At 67.1% G+C, this 18,793-nt stretch carries 13 protein-coding genes and 1 pseudogene; 4 read left to right on the top strand and 10 right to left on the bottom strand.

Translation table 11 applies throughout. From position 1 onward, the window contains the following. Positions 1 to 50 precede the first annotated feature (50 nt). Positions 51 to 350 carry an accessory factor UbiK family protein gene (locus PFY01_RS05545; RefSeq protein WP_271042731.1) on the bottom strand — a complete coding sequence of 100 codons (300 nt, stop codon included), beginning with the start codon at positions 348 to 350 and terminating at the stop codon, positions 51 to 53. A 173-nt stretch (positions 351 to 523) separates the two neighbouring features. Between PFY01_RS05545 and lgt the strand changes: the two genes are divergently transcribed. The 3 genes from lgt to pgeF are packed head-to-tail and all read left to right on the top strand — an operon-like array spanning position 524 to position 3,265. Continuing rightward, positions 524 to 1,399 (top strand): prolipoprotein diacylglyceryl transferase, encoded by an 876-nt coding sequence (lgt, locus tag PFY01_RS05540; RefSeq protein WP_271042730.1) that lies wholly within the window; start codon positions 524 to 526, stop codon positions 1,397 to 1,399. Further along, entirely contained in the window at positions 1,396 to 2,481 is a 1,086-nt protein-coding gene (locus PFY01_RS05535; RefSeq protein ID WP_271042729.1) for a class I SAM-dependent methyltransferase, read from the top strand. Before lgt ends, PFY01_RS05535 begins: the two co-directional genes overlap by 4 nt. Before the next feature lie 13 nt (positions 2,482 to 2,494). After that, positions 2,495 to 3,265 (top strand): peptidoglycan editing factor PgeF, encoded by a 771-nt coding sequence (pgeF, locus tag PFY01_RS05530; RefSeq protein WP_271042728.1) that lies wholly within the window; start codon positions 2,495 to 2,497, stop codon positions 3,263 to 3,265. On the opposite strand, the gene lpxC is transcribed toward pgeF, so the two are convergent. From lpxC to murC, 7 genes and pseudogenes are all read right to left on the bottom strand, one after another. Continuing rightward, positions 3,262 to 4,161: a UDP-3-O-acyl-N-acetylglucosamine deacetylase gene (lpxC, locus tag PFY01_RS05525; RefSeq protein WP_055803796.1), complete on the bottom strand. Its 900-nt coding sequence runs from the start codon at positions 4,159 to 4,161 to the stop codon at positions 3,262 to 3,264. The two genes, pgeF and lpxC, sit on opposite strands and share 4 nt — an antisense overlap. 186 nt (positions 4,162 to 4,347) lie before the next feature. After that, positions 4,348 to 5,929 (bottom strand): annotated as a pseudogene (gene ftsZ, locus PFY01_RS05520) (cell division protein FtsZ). Positions 5,930 to 6,177: 248 nt separating this feature from the next. Beyond that, a complete protein-coding gene (gene ftsA / locus PFY01_RS05515) occupies positions 6,178 to 7,470 on the bottom strand; it encodes a cell division protein FtsA (protein ID WP_039247066.1) in 1,293 nt (430 codons plus the stop codon). A 55-nt stretch (positions 7,471 to 7,525) separates the two neighbouring features. Further along, positions 7,526 to 8,413 (bottom strand): cell division protein FtsQ/DivIB, encoded by an 888-nt coding sequence (locus tag PFY01_RS05510; RefSeq protein ID WP_420197048.1) that lies wholly within the window; start codon positions 8,411 to 8,413, stop codon positions 7,526 to 7,528. Next, positions 8,401 to 9,342: a D-alanine--D-alanine ligase gene (locus tag PFY01_RS05505; protein ID WP_271042726.1), complete on the bottom strand. Its 942-nt coding sequence runs from the start codon at positions 9,340 to 9,342 to the stop codon at positions 8,401 to 8,403. The genes PFY01_RS05510 and PFY01_RS05505 overlap by 13 nt, the downstream gene beginning before the upstream one ends. Before the next feature lie 77 nt (positions 9,343 to 9,419). Further along, positions 9,420 to 10,322, bottom strand: a complete 903-nt coding sequence (murB, locus tag PFY01_RS05500; RefSeq protein ID WP_271042725.1) for a UDP-N-acetylmuramate dehydrogenase — start codon at positions 10,320 to 10,322, stop codon at positions 9,420 to 9,422. After that, positions 10,319 to 11,731, bottom strand: a complete 1,413-nt coding sequence (gene murC / locus PFY01_RS05495; protein ID WP_271042724.1) for a UDP-N-acetylmuramate--L-alanine ligase — start codon at positions 11,729 to 11,731, stop codon at positions 10,319 to 10,321. The genes murB and murC overlap by 4 nt, the downstream gene beginning before the upstream one ends. 182 nt (positions 11,732 to 11,913) lie before the next feature. Here murC and PFY01_RS05490 point away from each other — a divergent pair, with 182 nt between their 5' ends. Further along, positions 11,914 to 14,001: a catalase gene (locus PFY01_RS05490; protein WP_271042723.1), complete on the top strand. Its 2,088-nt coding sequence runs from the start codon at positions 11,914 to 11,916 to the stop codon at positions 13,999 to 14,001. A 79-nt stretch (positions 14,002 to 14,080) separates the two neighbouring features. Here PFY01_RS05490 and PFY01_RS05485 read toward each other — a convergent pair whose 3' ends face one another. Further along, positions 14,081 to 15,514: an efflux transporter outer membrane subunit gene (locus PFY01_RS05485; RefSeq protein WP_271042722.1), complete on the bottom strand. Its 1,434-nt coding sequence runs from the start codon at positions 15,512 to 15,514 to the stop codon at positions 14,081 to 14,083. Further along, entirely contained in the window at positions 15,514 to 18,792 is a 3,279-nt protein-coding gene (locus PFY01_RS05480; RefSeq protein ID WP_271042721.1) for an efflux RND transporter permease subunit, read from the bottom strand. The genes PFY01_RS05485 and PFY01_RS05480 overlap by 1 nt, the downstream gene beginning before the upstream one ends. Between the last annotated feature and the right edge of the window lies 1 nt (position 18,793).

Genomic DNA, 18,793 nt, shown 5'->3' with positions numbered 1-18,793 from the left:
GCGAGAATCGCGGGCGTTAACAGAACGGTAAGCCTGTTCGCAGATTCGGCTCAACCGGCTGCGTCCCCGGGTTGAGTTCCATCTGTGGACGTTCCCCCAGAAGCCTCAGTGGCGGGCTTTGCAGCCGGCTTTTGGGCCGCCTTCAACTCTGCGATCTCGGCACGCAAAGCGGCGATCTCGTCCTTCAGAACATCGAACTCGTCGCGACGGACCAGGTCCATTTCGGCGGCGATCCGGTCGGCCTGGGCGCGCCAGGCGGTCTTGGCCTCTTCGCCTGCGGCCTGGGCCAGGCCCATGGCGCCCGTCGTCAGCTTGGCGAACTCGTCCAGAATGGGATTGCGGGTCTGCATGGCGGCTCCGACCTCAACGTCGTTAACGAAGGTTCACCGACTATGGTGAACGAAACCTTTCTTTCTGCTGCTTCGCGGGCGCCATCAAGGCGTCGTGATGCGTCTTCACAGGCGACGACGGCGGCGACGCTTGCTAAACCGCTGTCAAAGACAGTCCCGCACAGGAACGCCCCTTGCCCTTTCCCGAATTCGATCCGGTCCTGATCCACCTCGGACCGCTTCCGATCCGCTGGTACGCCCTGGCCTATGTCGCCGGCATCGTGCTGGGCTGGTGGTACGCCGCGCGTCTGGCCAAGACCCAGCGGCTGTGGGCGCCCGGCAAGCCGCCTGTCACCACGACGCAACTGGACGACCTGGTGCTGTGGATCGTGCTGGGCATCATCCTGGGCGGCCGCCTCGGCTACGCCCTCTTCTACAAGCCGGCCATGTATGGCCAGCTGTTCACCGGCCAGACGCTGGGCGAACGGTTCGAACTGTTCCAGCTGTGGACCGGCGGCATGAGCTTCCACGGCGGCTTCCTGGGCGTCTGCCTGGCCATCGTCCTCTATGCCCGGTCGCAGAAGATCGACATGCTGCGCCTCGGCGATCTGGTCGCGCCCGTCGTGCCCATCGGCCTGATGTTCGGCCGCCTGGCCAACTTCATCAATGGCGAGCTGTGGGGCCGCGAGACGACCGCCCCCTGGGCCGTGCGCTTCTGCAACGCGCGCATCGAACAGATGTACGGCTTCTGCCCCGCAGGCGATGCGCCTCGCCACCCCAGCCAGCTCTATGAGGCCGGTCTTGAGGGGATCGTCCTCTTCTCCGTCCTTTCCATTGCGATCTGGAAGTTCGGCCTGCTGAAGAAGCCCGGCTATATCACCGGCCTGTTCCTGGTGGGTTATGGCATCTGCCGTGCGGCTCTGGAGAATGTGCGCGAGCCGGATATCGGCATGCCGGATTTCCCGTTCGGCCTGACCATGGGAATGATGCTGTCGATCCCGATGATCCTGGTCGGCGCCTGGCTGATCTGGCGCGCGTGGAAGCGCCCGCCGGCCGCCGCTGAGGCATGAGCCAGGCCGAAACCCTCAAGGCCCGTCTGGCGCGCGAGATCGCCCTGACGGGCCCGATGACGGTCGCCGATTACGTGACCCGCTGCCTGCACGATCCCAAGGGCGGCTACTATGCGTCGCGTCCGGATTTGGGTGCGCGTGGCGACTTCATCACCGCCCCCCTGGTCAGCCAGATGTTCGGCGAACTGATCGGCCTGTGGGCGGTCGAAACCTGGAACCGACTGGGCGCGCCCGAGCGGTTCCGCCTGGTCGAGGTCGGCCCCGGCGACGGCACGTTGATGAGCGACGCCTTGCGCGCCGCCCGCCTGGTCCCGGGCTTTCTCGAAGCCTGCGATCTGATCCTGATCGAACCCAGCGCCCCCTTGCGCGATCTGCAGGCCAAGGCCCTGGCCGGCGCCGACCTGTCGCCGCGCTGGGTCCGCAGCCTGACGGCGATCGAGACCGACGCCCCGGTCATCCTGATCGCCAACGAAGTGCTGGACTGCATGCCCGCCCGTCAGTTCGTCCGCACCGACGGCGGCTGGGCCGAGCGCCGCGTCGGCGTCACAGACGATGGCGACCTTATGTTCGGCCTGACCGCCATTTCAGGCGGCTTTCAAAAGCCGGATTTCGAGATCGCGCCGGGCGGCATTCTGGAAATTTCGGACCAGCAGGCGGTCTTTGGCCGCGACCTAGGCCTGCTGATGAAGGCCGCCTCGGGCGCCGCCTTGCTGATCGACTACGGCCGCGCCCGGCCCGAAGCCGGCGACACGCTCCAGGCTTTGCGTCGTCACCAGAAGGTGGATCCCCTCGCAACACCAGGCGAAGCCGACCTGACCCAATGGGCCGACTTCCCCTTGGTGCTGGAAGCCGCGGTGCGAACCGGCGCCGACGTCACCGGCAGCCTGCCCCAAGGCGAGTTCCTGCGCCGGCTGGGCATCGAGGCGCGCGCCGAGGCGCTGAAAGCCGGCCGGCCCGCCGCCGCCGACGTCATTGCGCGCCAGTTGGATCGGCTGACCGGCGACGACCAGATGGGAACCCTATTCAAGGCCGCCGCCATCTTCGCCCCCCGATCCCTGGTCGTGCCCGGCTGGGACGCCTGATATAGGTGGGGGCATGAGCGACCTGTATCCCATCACCCACCCGCTTCTGACCGCCGCCGGCATCGCCCACGGCTTCTTCACCCGTGCGGGCGGCGTCTCGACCGGCATCTATGAAGGGTTGAACGCTGGCGTCGGCTCCAAGGACGAACCGGCCGCCGTCGCCGAAAACCGCCGGCGCGTCGCGGGCCATTTCAACGCCGACCCCGACCACCTGAACGGCTGTTACCAGATCCATTCCGCCGTTGCGCGTGTGGCCGAAGGCCCCTGGCATGGCGACAGGCCAGAGGGCGACGCCGTCGTCTCGGCCGAGCCCGGCCTGCTGTGTTCGGTCCTGACCGCCGACTGCGCGCCGATCCTGATGGCCGATCCGGAGACGCGCATCGTCGCCGCCGTCCACGCCGGCTGGAAGGGCGCGCTGGGCGGCGTCATTCATTCCGCCGTTTCCGCCATGCAGGCCCTGGGCGCCGAGCCCCGGCGGGTGGTCGCCGTCGTCGGCCCTTGCATCGCGCCCGCCAGCTATGAGGTCGGCGTCGATTTCGAAGGTCGCTTTACACACCATGATCCTGGCAGCGACCGCTTCTTCCACCCGGGAGAGACCGACGACAAACGCCAGTTTGACCTGCCCGGCTTCGTCCTGTGGCGGCTGCAGCAGGCGGGGATCGGTCAGGCTGTCTGGACCGGCCACGACACCTGCGCGGACGCAGAGCGGTTCTATTCGAACCGCCGCGCCTTTCAGCACGGCGAGCCGGACTTCGGTCGATTGATTGCGGTGATCGGGGCTTAGCCCGCGCGCGCCAGCTCCGGCACGCGGGTCACTTCACGCCAGGCGTGCGGGGCGGCCAACAGGGCGCGGACCAGCTTGTTGTTCAGGGCGTGACCGGCCTTGTAGCCTTCGTAGCGACCCAGCAGCGGCGCGCCCAGGACATACAGGTCGCCGATGGCGTCCAGCGCCTTGTGACGGACGAACTCGCGTTCCATGCGCAGGCCGCCGGGATTCAAAATCTCGTCGCCGTCGATGACCACGGCGTTCTCCAGCGAGCCGCCCCGCGCCAGACCCGCCTTGCGCAACGCCTCGACCTCATGGGCGAAACCGAAGGTGCGGCAGGCCATGATCTCCTTGCGGAAGGTCGGTTCGTCCACGACGAAGTCGATCACTTGATTGCCGATCACGGCCGACGGGAAGTCGATCTCGAACCGCATCTCGTAGCGGTCGCACGGCATCAGGGCCGCATGCTTGTCACCCTCGACGACATGGACCGTTTCCAGGATCTCGATATAGCGCTGCGGCGTCGGCTGCGGTCGGAAACCGGCCCGATCCAGCAGCTTCACGAACTCCAGCGCCGAACCATCCAGGATCGGCAGCTCCGGTCCGTCCACCTCGACCACGGCGTTCGACACGCCCAGGGCGGCGAAAGCGGCCATCAGATGCTCGATCGTCGACAGGCGAACACCCGCGCCGTTCTCGATCATGGTGTTCAGGCGGGCGTCAACCACGGCCTCGCCTGACACCGGAATGCGGTTGTCGCGGTCGGTGATGTCAGTGCGCACGAAGACGATGCCCGTGCCCGATGGCGCAGGCCGAACCGCCAGCCGCACCCGGCGGCCGGTGTGCACCCCGACCCCGGCGATGATGGCCGGGGCGACGATGGTGCGTTCGTGATGGTCGCTTCTGACCGACAAACCTGAACTCGCTCTTTCCTTTGCGCGCCGCACGCCGTGCGGATTGCGCCCTGCGTTTCATCTAGCGGTCATGCCGCAAGCGCGAAATCAAAGTCCGGTTTCGGATTGTTTCGGTCTGAGACACATCCGAGAACGAGAAACGCCCCGGAGGCGGGCTCCGGGGCGTTTCATCGTTATTTCGGACGTTTAGTTGGCCAGACGGCGGAGAAAGGATGGGATTTCCAGGTCGTCATCGGCCTGTCCCGCCTCCGGTTCTTGATGTTGGACCGGTTGAGCCGACGCGCGCGCCTGATGCGACGATTGCGGCGCATAGGACATGTCGTGCTGAGGCTGGGTGCGCTTGCCGCGACCAAACAGGCTCCAGCCGCTGCGGCGGTGGTCACGGTCGTCGTAACCATCGTCGGCCTGAGGCTTCTGGGCCGCAGGCGCGGCGCGCTCATAGAGATCGCCTTGCGGCGCGACGCGCGGGGCCGGCGCGCGGGTTTCATATTCCTCGACCCAAGGATCAACGATGGGGTCCAGAGCGCGCGGCTGCGGCTCGGCAACGCGGATCACCGGCTCGGGGCGCGGTTCCGGTTCGCGAGCGGCAGGGGCCTGAAAGGTCGGCACGACCGGCGCCGGCTCGATACGGGGCTCGGGCGCGCGCGGGGCTTCTGCGCGGACCGGCTCGCGATAGGTGTCGCGGGTCGGTTCCGGGGCGCGCGAGGCTTGCGTGCCGTACAGGCCGCCGGCCGAGCGGCGCGCATCATGGCTGGCCAGCGGCGCGCTGGCGGCCGGCGGGGCGATGGGTTCGATGCGACGCACTTCGCCCTCGTCCATTCCGGTCGCGACGACCGAGACGCGGATCTTGCCATCCAGAGCCGGGTCGAAGGCCGCGCCGAAGATGATGTTGGCGTCGCCGTCCACTTCCGCGCTGATGGCGTTGGCGGCCTCGTCGACTTCCAGCAGCGTCATGTCCAGACCGCCGGTGATGTTCACCAGCACGGCCTTGGCGCCCTTCAGGCTGGTTTCGTCCAGCAGCGGGTTGGCGATGGCGTTCTGGGCCGCCAGCAGGGCGCGGTCGTCGCCCGTGGCCTCGCCCGTGCCCATCATTGCCTTGCCCATCTCGGACATGACCGCGCGCACGTCAGCGAAGTCCAGATTGATCAGGCCCGGCAGGATCATCAGGTCGGTGATCGAACGCACGCCCGAGTGCAGGACCTGATCGGCCATGCCAAAGGCGTCGGCGAAGGTCGTGCGCTCATTGGCGACGCGGAACAGGTTTTGGTTCGGGATGACGATCAGGGTGTCGACATAGCGTTGCAGCTCGGCGACGCCCGCGTCGGCCAGACGCATGCGATGACGGCCTTCGAAGGTGAAGGGCTTGGTCACGACGCCGACGGTCAGGATGCCGCGATCACGCGCGCATTTGGCGATGACCGGCGCCGCGCCGGTGCCGGTGCCGCCGCCCATGCCGCAGGTGATGAAGACCATGTGCGCACCTTCCAGGTGCTGATGGATCTCGTCGGCGGACTCCTCGGCGGCGTTCATGCCGACTTCGGGGTGGGCGCCCCAGGCCCTGGGTGATGGTCTCGCCCAGTTGGATGCGGCGATCGGTCTTGGCGAAGCTGAGGTGCTGCGCGTCGGTGTTGGCCACGACGAACTCGACCCCTTCGAGACCGGCGTCGATCATATTGTTCACGGCGTTGCCGCCAGCGCCGCCGACGCCGAACACGACGATGCGGGGCTTCAGTTCAGTGTGTTGCGGCTTGACCAATGAGAGCGACATTTTCTGTTTCCGACCTGCTGACCCGCCCCTTCAAACCAACCGACCGCCCCGCCGAATCGCTTTGGTTATGAGCGCGTTAAGGATTGCGCCCATGAAGGTTAAGAGAAGGTTACGGCGATAATGTGAGTCGGACCGAAGAACACCCCAAACCGGAAGCGTTGCTGAAGTTTTCCACGAAGATGGAAGTTTGGATCTCAGGTAGGGTTGGCGCGCGGTGACTGGAGCTAAAGCATGGGTCGTGGGGGCCTTCACAGATTATCTCTCAGCCAGCCGGCCACGCGTCCCACCACGTTTCCACGGTGAATGCGGGGCGCATCTGCAGCCGTAATCTGCCGCGCCATCAGCTTCCGCGCCGACACCGCCTCGCGCGGGCCGTAGGCGGCGCGGAGGAGGACGCCGGCGGTGGCGCAGAAGGCGGGACCGGAGGCGGCGTCGGCCAAATGTGGCGCCCGTTGGGGTTTTCCGAGGCGGACGGGGCGGTCGAAGACACGCACCGCCAGCTCGCGCACGCCGTTCAGCTGGCTGGCCCCGCCCGTCAGGACGAGACCCGCGCCCGGCTCCAGGCCGACGCCTGCGTTTTTCAGTCGATCACGGAGCAGTTCGAGCGTTTCCTCGACGCGGGGAGCGATGACGGTCTTCAGCATGGCACGCGGGACGATGACGGGGCCGGCCGAGGCGTCCTCGCCGCGTGGCGGGGCTTCCAGCATTTCGCGGTCCTCGTTGGCGCTGGCCATGGCCGAGCCGTGAAGGGTCTTGAGCCGTTCGGCGCCGGCCTTGGACGTCGACAGGCCGCGCGCGATATCGGAGGTGACGTGGTCGCCGCCGACGTTCAGGCTTTCGATATGCAGCAAGGACCGGCCGCCCCAGACGGCGGCGCTGGTCGAGCCGCCGCCCATGTCGATGCAGACGGCGCCCAGGTCCATCTCGTCCTCTTCCAGCGCGGCCAGAGAAGAGACGACGGGTGCGGCGGCGACGCCCTGCAGGTCGAGGTGCGCCAGCTCCAGGCAGTGGCTGAGGGTCGTGAACACATTCTCGGCCATCGAGACCACCAACAGATCAAGCCCCAGCGAGCCGCCCCGCATCGAACGCGGATCATGCACGCCGCGCGCGCCATCGACCGACCAGGCGATGGGCAGAACGTGGATCGGGCGACGGTTGGGCAGGCGAATCTGGGCCAGGGCCATGCCGATGGCGCGGGCCAGATCGGCGTCCCCGACCGGATTGGCGCCCAGCGAGACGCGGGCCTGCACCCGGTGGCTGGCCATTTGGCCGATAGCCGTGGTGACGACGACGCCGGAAACCGGGCTCTGGGCGGCGCGCTCGGCGCGTTCGACGGCGTGACCGATGGCCTGGGCCGCCTCGTCCATGTTGATGATCGCCCCGCCCCTGACGCCCTTGGACTGGACGTGGCTGGCGCCCGCGACGCGGATGGTGCGGTCGGCATGACGCACGCCGTCCGGCTTCATGATAAAGCACGAGACCTTGGATTGACCGATATCCAGCGCAGCGACGACCGGCGCACGACCGGCGCGAGGATCCATGCCCCGACCGTGATCATTCGCCGCGCCGCGTTGCTTGGTCATGTCTCTACGGTCCTTAGGCGTCGCCGGCGGGTCGCACGGCGACCTCGTCCGGGGTTCTGAGATCGACACGGGCGAAGCCCAGGTCGAGCAGGCGTTCGCGCTGATCCAGAGCATCGAGGCGGATCAGGGCCGCCTCCTGTTCGGTGGCGGGCAGTTGGATCAGGCTGCCGTCCTTAAGACGCAGGTCCCAGCGTCGCTCGTCCACGCGCACCAGGGCGTCCACCATCCCCATCAGTCGCGGGCGTTGGGCCAGCAGTGGCAGGATGTCACCCGCCGCCACGTCGGCGCCCTTGCCAACGACGAGCGGCAAGGTCGGATAGCGGCGCGCGTCGGCGCCGTCGATGACCTGGCCCCGGTTATCGATGACCTTGATCTGACCGGCCTCCTGCCAGACGGCGAGGCGGTCGTGTTCCTTGACCTCGACGATCAGGGTGTCGGGCAACAGGCGCACCACGCGCGCCTCCTTGACCCAACCCACGCCCTGAACCCGCGTGCGAATGGCGTCCAGATCCAAGCTGGTGATCGACTGACCGGAATACAGGCCGAGCGCGCGCTGGATCGCCGGCTCAGCCTCCGGCGAGGCGCCGGTGATGTGCACCCGCTTCAGCGTCAGGCCCATACCGGCCGTCACACTGTCCAGGCCATGCGAAACCGAGGCGCCGATCCGCTCCGCGCGGGCGCCCGTGGCCAGAACCCCGACCAGCAGCAGCGCGCCGGCGCCCAGGGCGATCACGGCGGTGCGCGGCGAAATATCGACACGGCCGATGGCGGCCATCTTGCCGGGAACGGCGGACGCGTTCTGGGCCCCGCCGCGCGATCGTCCTCCGCCTTTGGAAGCCGAACCGCGCTGTGGAGCCTGATTAGAACCCTGTCGCCGACCGCCGCGAACTACCGCGGGCATGAGGCGTCCTCCACCATCCACCGAACCAGATCGTCATAGCTCATCCCGGTATGGGCGGCCTGCTCGGGCGCGAGCGAAGTCGGGGTCATGCCGGGCTGGGTATTGACCTCCAACAAGACCAGATCGTCCTTAACATCATCATAACGGAAGTCGGATCGCGACACGCCGCGGCAGCCCATGGCGACATGCGCCGCCTCCGCCTGACGCAGCGCCTGTTCGAACACATACGGCGGCAGGACGGCCGGCAGGACGTGCACCGATCCGCCCGGCGCATACTTGGCCTCATAGTCATAGAAGCCTTTGGTCGGGGTGATGTCGGTGACCGTCAGGGCGCGCGGTCCGGCCGGTTCGCCCAGCACGGTGACGCACAGCTCCTTGCCGGCGATATAGGGCTCGACGACGACCTGCTCGCCGTAAGCCCAGCCCGGCTCCCCCACTTCGGAAACCGGACGGTTGGCGCCTTCGCGCACCAGGAAGACGCCGACCGACGAGCCCTCGGCATTCGGCTTGACCACATAGGGCGGGTCGATGACGTGGCGGCTGGCGACTTCGTGACGATCGTAAAGACCACCGCCCGGCACCTTAATGCCGGCCGCCCGCAGCACGGCCTTGGACTTGTCCTTGTCCATCGCCAGGGCAGAGGCCAGCACGCCGGAATGGGTGTAGGGAATCCGCAGGGTCTCCAGCACGCCCTGGACGCAGCCGTCCTCGCCCCAAGCGCCGTGCAGACAGTTCAGCACCACGTCCGGCTTGATCAGACCCGAAAGCACATTGGCCAAGTCGCGCCCGGCATCCACGCGGCTGACGCGCACGCCCTGCCGCTCCATCGCGCGCGCGCACTGCTCGCCCGACGAGAGGGACACCTCCCGCTCTGCGGAAAGGCCGCCCATCAGGACGGCGACGTGAAGGTCTTTGAAAGCGCGGGCCATGACGCCCTGGATTGGGGCCTACATGTTTAACAGGCCGTCAACCATTCGCGTCCGCCGACCATTTTTGCGCGGGTTTTTTATCCCGCTCGGCCGATCCGCTTGATTTCCCACTCCAGCTGAACGCCGGTCTTGGCCAGGACATCGGCGCGAACCGCCTCGCCCAGGCCTTCGATGTCGGCGGCTGTCGCCTCGCCGGGATTGATCATGAAGTTGGAGTGCAGTTCGCTGAACTTGGCCCCACCGCCCGTCTCGGTATGCAGCTTGCCGCGCCAGCCGGCCTCATCCACCAGCTTCCACGACGAATGGCCCTCGGGGTTCTTGAACGTCGAGCCGCCCGTTTTCTCGCGGATCGGCTGGGTGGTCTCGCGACGGCTGGTGATCTCGGAGATCCGGGCCGCCACCGCCTCGGGTTCGTCGGTCGTGCCGCGATAGGTCGCCTCGATCCAGATGATGTCGGCCGGTGCCCGGGAATGGCGATAGGTGTAGCCGAAGTCGGCCAGATCGTAATCGACCCGCTCGCCAGCCCGCGTCAGCCCCCAGGCCGAGACCAGCACGTCCTTGGTCTCGGAGCCATAGCAGCCGGCGTTCATGGTCAGGGCTCCGCCGATCGTGCCCGGAATTCCGGCATAGAACTCCAGCCCGGCGATCCCCGCCTTGGCGCTGGCCTTGGCGACCATCGAGTCCAGCGCGCCCGCGCCGGCCGTGACCGTGTCGCCGTCCGTCGTGATCTGCGCCCACGGGCGGCCCGCTAGGCGGATCACCACGCCCTCGACCCCGCCGTCACGGACGATGACGTTCGATCCGACGCCCAGAACCGTCACCGGCACGGCCGGGTCCAGCGCCTTCAGGAAGTCCGCCAGATCCTCGGCGTCCGCCGGAATGAACAGGGCTTCGGCCGCGCCGCCCACCCGGAACCAGGTATAGGGCGCGAGCGGCTCGTCCCGCAGCAGCTTGCCGCGCACGTCGGGCAAATCGATCACGCCAGAGCCTCCAGCTGAGCCGGCAGGCCATAGGCCCAGCTGGTGATGTCGCCGGCGCCCAACAGCACGACGACGTCGCCGGATTTGGCCTCGTCCTTGATCAGGCGCGGCAGGACGGCGGCGTTCTCCAGGGCCTGGACGTGACGGTGGCCGTAGCGACGCACTCCGTCGGCCAGGGCGTGCTTGTCCACACCTTCGATCGGTTGTTCGCCGGCCGGATAGACGTCGGCGACGATCACGCTGTCGGCGTCCGAGAAGCAGGTCGAGAACTCGTCCATCAGATCGCGCAGACGGGTGTAGCGGTGCGGCTGAACCACGGCGATGACCCGTCCGTCCGTCACCTGACGCGCGGCCTTCAGCACGGCGGCGATCTCGACCGGGTGGTGGCCATAGTCGTCGACGATGCGGACGCCGCCCACGACGCCCGTCGTAGTGAAGCGCCGCTTGACCCCGCCGAACCCGGCTAGGCCGGTGCGGATCGCGTCGTCCGACACGTCCAGTTCGCGCGCCACGGCGATGGCGGCCAAGGCGTTGGACACATTATGCCAGCCGGCCATCGGCAGATGGACGCCGGAGATCACATGGGTTTCGCCATTCTGGATGACCACGTCGAAGCGGCAGCCGTCGGGCCCCATCTCGACATTGTCGGCCCGCACCATCGCCTGCGGATTGACGCCGTAGGTCACGAGCCGCCGGTTATCGATGGCCGCGACCAGCTTTTGCACTTCGGGATGGTCCAGGCAGACAGCGGCGAAACCATAGAAGGGTATGTTCTCGACGAAATCCACGAACGCCTTCCGCACCCCGTCGAAGTCGCCGTAGTGGTCCAGATGTTCGGGGTCGATATTGGTGACGATGGCGACCGTCGATTTCAGGCGCAGGAAGCTGCCGTCCGACTCGTCCGCCTCCACCACGATCCAGTCGCCGTCGCCGACCTTGGCGTTGGTGCCGTAGGCGTTGATGATGCCGCCGTTGACCACCGTGGGATCCAGGCCCGCCGCATCCAGCAGGGCCGCCACCATAGAGGTCGTCGTCGTCTTGCCGTGCGTGCCGCCCACCGCGATCGAGAACTGTAGCCGCATCAGCTCGGCCAGCATCTCCGCCCGGCGCACCAGCGGGATGCGGCGCTCGCGAGCCGCCTTCATCTCGGGGTTCTCGGCCTTGACCGCCGTCGAATAGACAACCGCCGAAACGCCCTCGCCCACATGGGCGGCGTCGTGGCCGATGAAGATCTTGGCGCCCAGCTGTTCCAGCCGTTCGGTATTGGCGCTGGTCTTGGCGTCAGAGCCCTGCACCGAGTAGCCGATCTTCAGCATGATCTCGGCGATGCCGCTCATGCCGATGCCGCCGATGCCGACGAAATGAACGGGACCGAGGTCGAACGGGACGGGGCGAAAGCGTGCGATCATTTTCGCCTCATAAACGCCGCCTCGCCTCCTGCGAAGGGCGCGCCGCATACGGAGCGAACTTTTCTAAGGACGATCGGGCGCGGCTGTGCACGAACTCGGACAGAACTATTGTGCCTCCACCGAGTTGTCTTGGGGAACGCGCGCGGCTCCCGCTTGCGCCGCTGCTCCAAAGGACTCCCAAGATGGCCAAGAACGCAAAGCCGGCCGGCGCGCCGACAATCGGCAACGCCGGCGAGGTGCACCAGACCGCCTCGACGCCTGAGACCCGGCTGACCACAAATCACGGCACGCCGATCAGCGACAATCAGAACTCGCTGAAAGCCGGCCCGCGCGGCTCGACCCTGCTGGAAGACTTCATCCTTCGCGAGAAAATCCAGCATTTCGACCACGAGCGTATCCCTGAGCGGATCGTCCATGCCCGCGGCTCTGCCGCCCACGGCTTCTTCGAACTGACCGACAGTTTGTCGGAGTTCACCACGGCCAAGATCCTGACCGAAGTCGGCAAGAAGACCGAACTGTTCACCCGCTTTTCGACCGTCGCCGGCGGCGCGGGCTCGGTCGATACGCCGCGCGACGTGCGCGGCTTTGCGGTCAAATTCTATACGACCGAAGGCAACTGGGATCTGGTCGGCAACAATATCCCCGTCTTCTTCATCCAGGACGCGATCAAGTTTCCGGACCTGATCCACTCAGTGAAGATGGAGGCCGACAAGGGCTATCCCCAGGCGGCCAGCGCCCACGACACCTTCTGGGACTTCATCGGCCTGATGCCCGAGAGCATGCATATGGTCATGTGGGCCATGTCGGATCGCGGCATCCCGCGCAGCCTCCGCATGATGGAAGGCTTCGGCGTCAACACCTTCCGGCTGATCAATTCCGAAGGCGAGGCGACGCTGGTCAAGTTCCACTGGCGGCCCAAGCTGGGCACGCAATCCACCTGCTGGGACGAGGCGGTCAAGATCGCCGGCGCAGACCCCGACTATCACCGTCGCGACCTGTATGAGGCCATCGATCAGGGCGACTTCCCCGAATGGGAGTTCGGGGTTCAGCTGTTCACCCAGGAACAGGCCGACGCCCTGCCCTTCGATATTCTGGACGCCACCAAGTTGGTGCCGGAGGAGGATTACCCGATCCGGGTGATCGGGCGAATGGTGCTGGACCGCAACCCGGACAACTTCTTCGCCGAGACGGAACAGGTCGCCTTCCTGCCGACCAATATCGTGCCGGGCATCGACTTCTCGGAGGATCCGCTGCTGCAGGGCCGCTTGTTCTCCTATCAGGACACCCAGCTGTCGCGCCTGGGCACGGTCAACTTCCACCAGATCCCGATCAATCAGGCCAAGGGCTGCCCCTTCCAGAACTTCCAGCGTGACGGGCACATGCAGATGGCCGTGCCGAAGGGCCGGGCCAACTATGAGCCCAACAGCCTGTCCGAGGCGGGCGAGGACGGCGGCCCGCGTGAAGATCACAAGGGCGGTTTCCGCACCGCGCCCATCCCGGTCGAGGGCGAAAAGGTCCGGCTGCGCGCCGAAAGCTTCGCCGATCACTACAGCCAGGCACGGCTGTTCTTCCGCTCCCAGACCGAGATCGAACAGGCCCACCTGGCCAGCGCCATCGTCTTCGAACTGTCAAAGGTGTCGCTCGCCCACGTTCGCGAGCGTGTTCTGGCCAATCTGCAGAACGTCGATGAGACCCTGGCCCAGCGGGTCGCAGACGGCCTGAACCTGCCCCTGCCCAAGGCGTCCGACCCCGGTGTGGCGCCCATCGATCTGGACGCCTCGCCCGCCTTGCGCATCGTCGGCAAATATCCCGACACCCTGAAGGGCCGAAAGGTCGCCATTCTGGTCGCCGACGGTTCGGACGGCGCGGTCGTCGACGCCGTGAAGGCGGCGGTTGAAGGCGACGGCGGCTCTGTCTTCATCGTCGCGCCCAAGATCGGCGGCGCCAGACTGAAGGACGGCAAGACGCTGCCGGCAGACGGTCAGCTGGCCGGCAGCCCTTCGGTCCTGTTCGACGCCGTGGCGATCGTTCTGTCCGAGGACGGGTGTGCCCAGATGCTGAAAGAAGGCGCCGCAGTCGATTTCACCAAGGACGCCTTCGGCCACCTCAAGGCCATCGGCCACACCGCTGAGGCCCAGCCCCTGTTGGACAAGGCGGGCGTCGAGCCGGATGCAGGCGTGATCGATCTGTCCAAGGCCCCCAAAGGCCTCCTCGCCCCCGCCCGCACCCGCCAATGGGATCGCGAGCCCAAGGTGCGCATGTTGGCCTGACCGAAGTAAACTTGATCAGAACGACAGAGGGCCGGGCGATACGTCGCCCGGCCCTTTCGTTTTCAGCATCGCGACGCGGTCAGCTGTCGGCTTGCCAGCCGCCAGCCAAGGCGCGGAACAAGGCGATCTGGTAGCTGGTGACCAAGGCGTCGGACTGGGCCAGGGCGGCGTCCGCCGCCGCCTGGGTGCGTTCGGCGTCCAGCACCAAGAGGAAGCTGTCGGCGCCGGCGTTGAATCGCAGGCGCGACAGGTCGGCGGCGCGGGCTGCTTGGTCCCTGGCTTCGGTCAGGGCCGCACGGCGGTCCAGCTCGTTGGCGTAGTTGGACAGGGCCGTTTCCGTCTCCTGCAGGGCCGTCAGCACCGTCTGGTCGAAGTTCGCCAGGGCGGCGTCCGAACGGGCGCCGGCGGCCTTGATCTGGGCGCGGGCGGCGAAGACGTTGGGGAAGGACCAGCTGATCAGCGGGCCGAAACTGAAGCGGAAGTTCTGGTCGTCGCCCAGTTCGCCAGCGTCCAGCGCGGTGGAGCCGAAGGAGCCGCCCAGGCTGATTTGCGGAAACAGGTTGGCGGTCGCCACGTTCACGCGCGCGGCGGCGGCGGCCAGTTCGGCCTCGGCCTGGCGCACGTCGGGACGGCGGACCAGAAGCGCCGCGCCATCGCCGACCGGGATCGGCTGGCTGAGCTGTGGCGGACGCACGCAGGCGGCGGCGGCCTGGCTGGCCTCGGCCGGGGTGCGGCCGGTCAGGGTCGCTAGGCGGAACAGGGCCTCGTTACGGGCTGCGCGCAGGGTCGGCAGGGTCGCCGCCGTCTGGGCCAGGGCCGCGCGGGCGCTGGCCACATCCAGCCCTGTGCCCGCCCCGCCGTCGAGCAAGGTCTGGGTCAGGTTGGCGGTGTTGCGTTGCAGCTCCAGCGTCCGTTCGGCCACCGCGATCTGCGCATTGGCCGAGCAGGTGTCGGCATAGGCGCGGGTCGTCTCGGCCGCGACCGTCACCTGGACCGTGGCCAGAGCGGCCTCGGCGGCGCGGGCGTCGGCGCGGGCGGCGCGGATGGTGGATTCCACCCGTCCGAACAGATCGACCTCATAGGCCGCCTGAATGCCGACGTCATAGGTGTCGATCTCGGGCGCATCCTGCCCGGCGGGCAGGCCCTGGACCGTGGCGGCCGAGGCGCGGCTGCGCTGAGCCTGGGCGCTGGTTGTCGTGGTCGGAAAACGACCCACGCGGGCCTCCGACAGCGACGCTCGGACTGCGCGCAGATTGGCGAAGGCGGCTTCGAGCTGGTTGTTCTCGGCGAAGGCCTGCTGAATCAAGGCGTCCAGCGTGGGGTCTTCATACAGCCTCCACCAGTCGTCGCGCGCCGTGGCGGTCGAGACGGTGGGACTGGCCGAGCCGACGAAGGCGCCTGTGCCGGCGACGGGCAGGTCGGCGACCGGCGCCTTGGGCCCGACGGCGCAGGCGGCCAGCAGGGCGCTGGAGGCTGCGGCGGTCAGGAAGCTGAGGGTCTTGTTGCGGGTCATCAGATGTCCCCTCCCCGGCCGGTCGCGGGCGCAGGCGCGTTCGGATCGGTCAGGTCGCTGGTTTCGTCATAACGCACGGGCCGGTCCGAAGGACGGTCAGGCGTCGGGGTCGGTTTCTTGCCTTGCGGCAGTTTCGAGGACAGCCAGCGGCTGACCACATAGAAGACCGGGGTGAAGATCAGGCCGAAGAAGGTCACGCCCAGCATGCCGGAGAAGACGGACGTGCCCAGCGACTGACGCATCTCCGCGCCCGGCCCCGAGGCCAGCATCAGCGGCACGACGCCGAGGATGAAGGCGAACGAGGTCATCAGGATCGGACGCAGACGGGTCTTGGCGGCGGCGACCGCAGCCTCGAACCGGTTCATGCCTTGCTCTTCCTCGGCCTGCTTGGCGAACTCGACGATCAGGATGGCGTTCTTGGCCGCCAGGGCGATCAGAACGACCAGACCGATCTGGACCAGGATGTTGTTGTCCAGGCCACGCAGGTTCACCCCGATGATGGCCGCCAGCAGACACATCGGCACGATCAGGATGACCGCCAGCGGAAGCGTGAACGCTTCATACTGAGCCGCCAGCACCAGGAAGACGAACACCACCGCCATCAGGAAGATGACCGTCGCGCCGGAACCCGCCGCCTTCTGCTGATAGGCCAGACCCGTCCATTCGTAGGAGAAGCCCTGCGGAAGGGTCTGGGCGGCCATGGTTTCCATGATCTGCAGCGCCTCACCGGAAGAGACCCCTGCCGCCGCGTTGCCCTGAAGTTCGGCCGCCGGGAACAGGTTGTAGCGCATGATCCGCGCCGGTCCGGAATCGTTGACCAGATTGGCCACCGATCCGATCGGCACCATGGCGCCCGTGGACGACTTGGTCTTCAGATTGGCGATGTCGGCGATGTCGTCGCGCGCCGTCGGCTCCGCCTGCGCCGTCACCCGGAAGGTGCGGCCCAGCATGTTGAAGTCGTTGACGTAGGACGAGCCGAGATAGACGCCCAGTGTGTCGAACACCGAACTGGGTTGGACACCCAGCATCAGCGCCTTGTCACGGTCGACGTCGGCGGTGATGCGCGGCGAGGCCGTGTTGTAGGTCGAGAAGACCTGGCTGACCTCGGTCGGCTTCTGGGCGGCCGCGCCCATCATGGCGAAGGTCGCGCCTTCCAGCGGACGATAGCCGGCGCCTTCGCGGTCCTGGATCATCATCGAGAAGCCGTTGCCGGTGCCCAGACCCTGGACCGCCGGCGGGGCGATGACGAAGATCTGAGCGTCCTCGATCTGTCCGGTCGCCTGGGTGATGGCGCCGGCCAGAGCCGTGGCGGCCTCTTCTTTGGAGCGTTCCTCGAAGCCGTTCAGGCGCACGAAGATGGTGGCGGCGTTGGAGCCGAACGAGAAGCTGGAGCCGTCCAGACCGGCGAAGGCCACGGTGCCGTTCACCCCGGCGGTGCCCTGGATGATCTTGGTGGCGCGTTCCATCACCGCCTGGGTGCGGTCCAGAGACGCGCCCGCCGGCAGTTGGATGACGCCGATCAGGAAGCCCTGATCCTGTTCAGGGATAAAGCCCGAAGGGGTGTCGACCAGACGCCAGGCGGTCAGGCCCAGAAGACCGGCGTAGATGATCAGCACCAGACCGACCGTGCGCACCAGACGCGCGGTCAGGCGCCCGTAACGATCCGACAGCCAGTCGAAGCCCTCGTTGAACTTACGCCCGGCCCAGCCGCCGTAATAGACGACCGTGCCCAGGACGCCCGGCTTGCGAGCGTGCTCGTGATCCTTCTTGTGCGGCTTCAGCAGCAGGGCGGCCATGGCCGGCGACAGGGTCAGGGACACGAACAGCGAGATGACCGAGGCCGAGGCGATGACGACCGCGAACTGGCGATAGAAGATGCCGGGAATGCCAGGCACGAACATCGTCGGCACGAACACCGACACCAGCACCAGGCCAATGGCGATCAGGGCGCCGGAAACCTCCTGCATCGATCGATAGGCGGCCTCCTTTGGACTGAGCCCCTCACCGATGGCCCGCTCCACGTTCTCGACCACGACGATGGCGTCATCGACGACGATGCCGACCGCAAGGACCAGGGCGAACAGGGACAGGGAATTGATCGAATAGCCCAGCGCCAGCTGCACCGCGAAGGTGCCGACCAGGGCGACGGGAATGGCGACGATGGGGATGATGGCCGCGCGCCAGGTCTGCAGGAAGACCATGACCACGATGATGACCAGGATGACGGCTTCGACCAGGGTGTGCTGAACCGACTCTACCGAGGCGGCGACGAATTCGGTCGGGTTGTAGGGCACGTCCACCTTCATGCCGGCGGGCACTTCGGACTTCAGGGCCTCGACCTCTTTCAGGACGCGATCGGCGGTGCCCAGGGCGTTGGCGCCCGGCTGTTGCACGATGGCGATGCCGACGCCGCGCTGGCCGTCGAAGAAGCCGCGGATGCCGTAGTCCTGGGCGCCCAGTTCGATCCGCGCCACGTCGCGCAGATAGGTGACGCGGCCTTGGGCGTCCGTCTTCAGGACGACGTTGGCGAACTCATTGGGATCGCTTAGACGGCCCTGAACCTGGACCGGCAGTTGGAAGGCGGCCGCGCTGTTGGGGAACGGCGGCTGGCCGATGGAGCCGGCGGCGGCCTGGACGTTCTGGGCGCGCAGGGCGGAAACGATCTCGGGACCCGTCAGACCGCGCTCGGCCGCCTTGGCCGGGTCGATCCAGACGCGCATCGAATAGTTGCCGCCGCCGAACACCTGAACCGCGCCCACGCCCTCGATCCGCAGCAGACGGTCCCGGAGCGTGGAGTTGGCGTAGTTGCCGACATAGTCGTTATCCAGGGTCCCGTCGGGCGACGTCAGCCCCAGGATCATCAGGAAGCCGCTCTCGGCCTTGTTGACCACGACGCCCGTCTGGCGAACCGCCTCGGGAAGACGGGGCTCGGCCAGCGCCACCCGGTTCTGGACCAGCACCTGTGCCGAATCCAGGTCCGTGCCGGGCTGGAAGGTCACGGTGATGGCCACCGCTCCGTCCGATGTGGACGAGGAGGAGATGTAGAGCATGTTCTCGACGCCGTTCACCTCCTGCTCGATGGGGGCGGCGACGGTTTCGGCCAGGGTCTCGGCCGAGGCGCCGGGATAGGCGGCGTTGATGGTGATCGTCGGCGGCGCGATCTCCGGATACTGCGACAGCGGCAGCAGCGGATAGGCGGCGATGCCGATGATGGAGATCACCACCGCGATCACGGCCGCGAAGATCGGCCGGTCGATGAAGAAGCGGGAGATGTTCATG

Source organism: Brevundimonas vesicularis, from assembly GCF_027886425.1.
Classification (GTDB): domain Bacteria; phylum Pseudomonadota; class Alphaproteobacteria; order Caulobacterales; family Caulobacteraceae; genus Brevundimonas; species Brevundimonas vesicularis_C.
The sequence above is the reverse complement of the archived record's forward strand: the minus strand, read 5'-3'. Positions and strand labels throughout refer to the sequence as shown.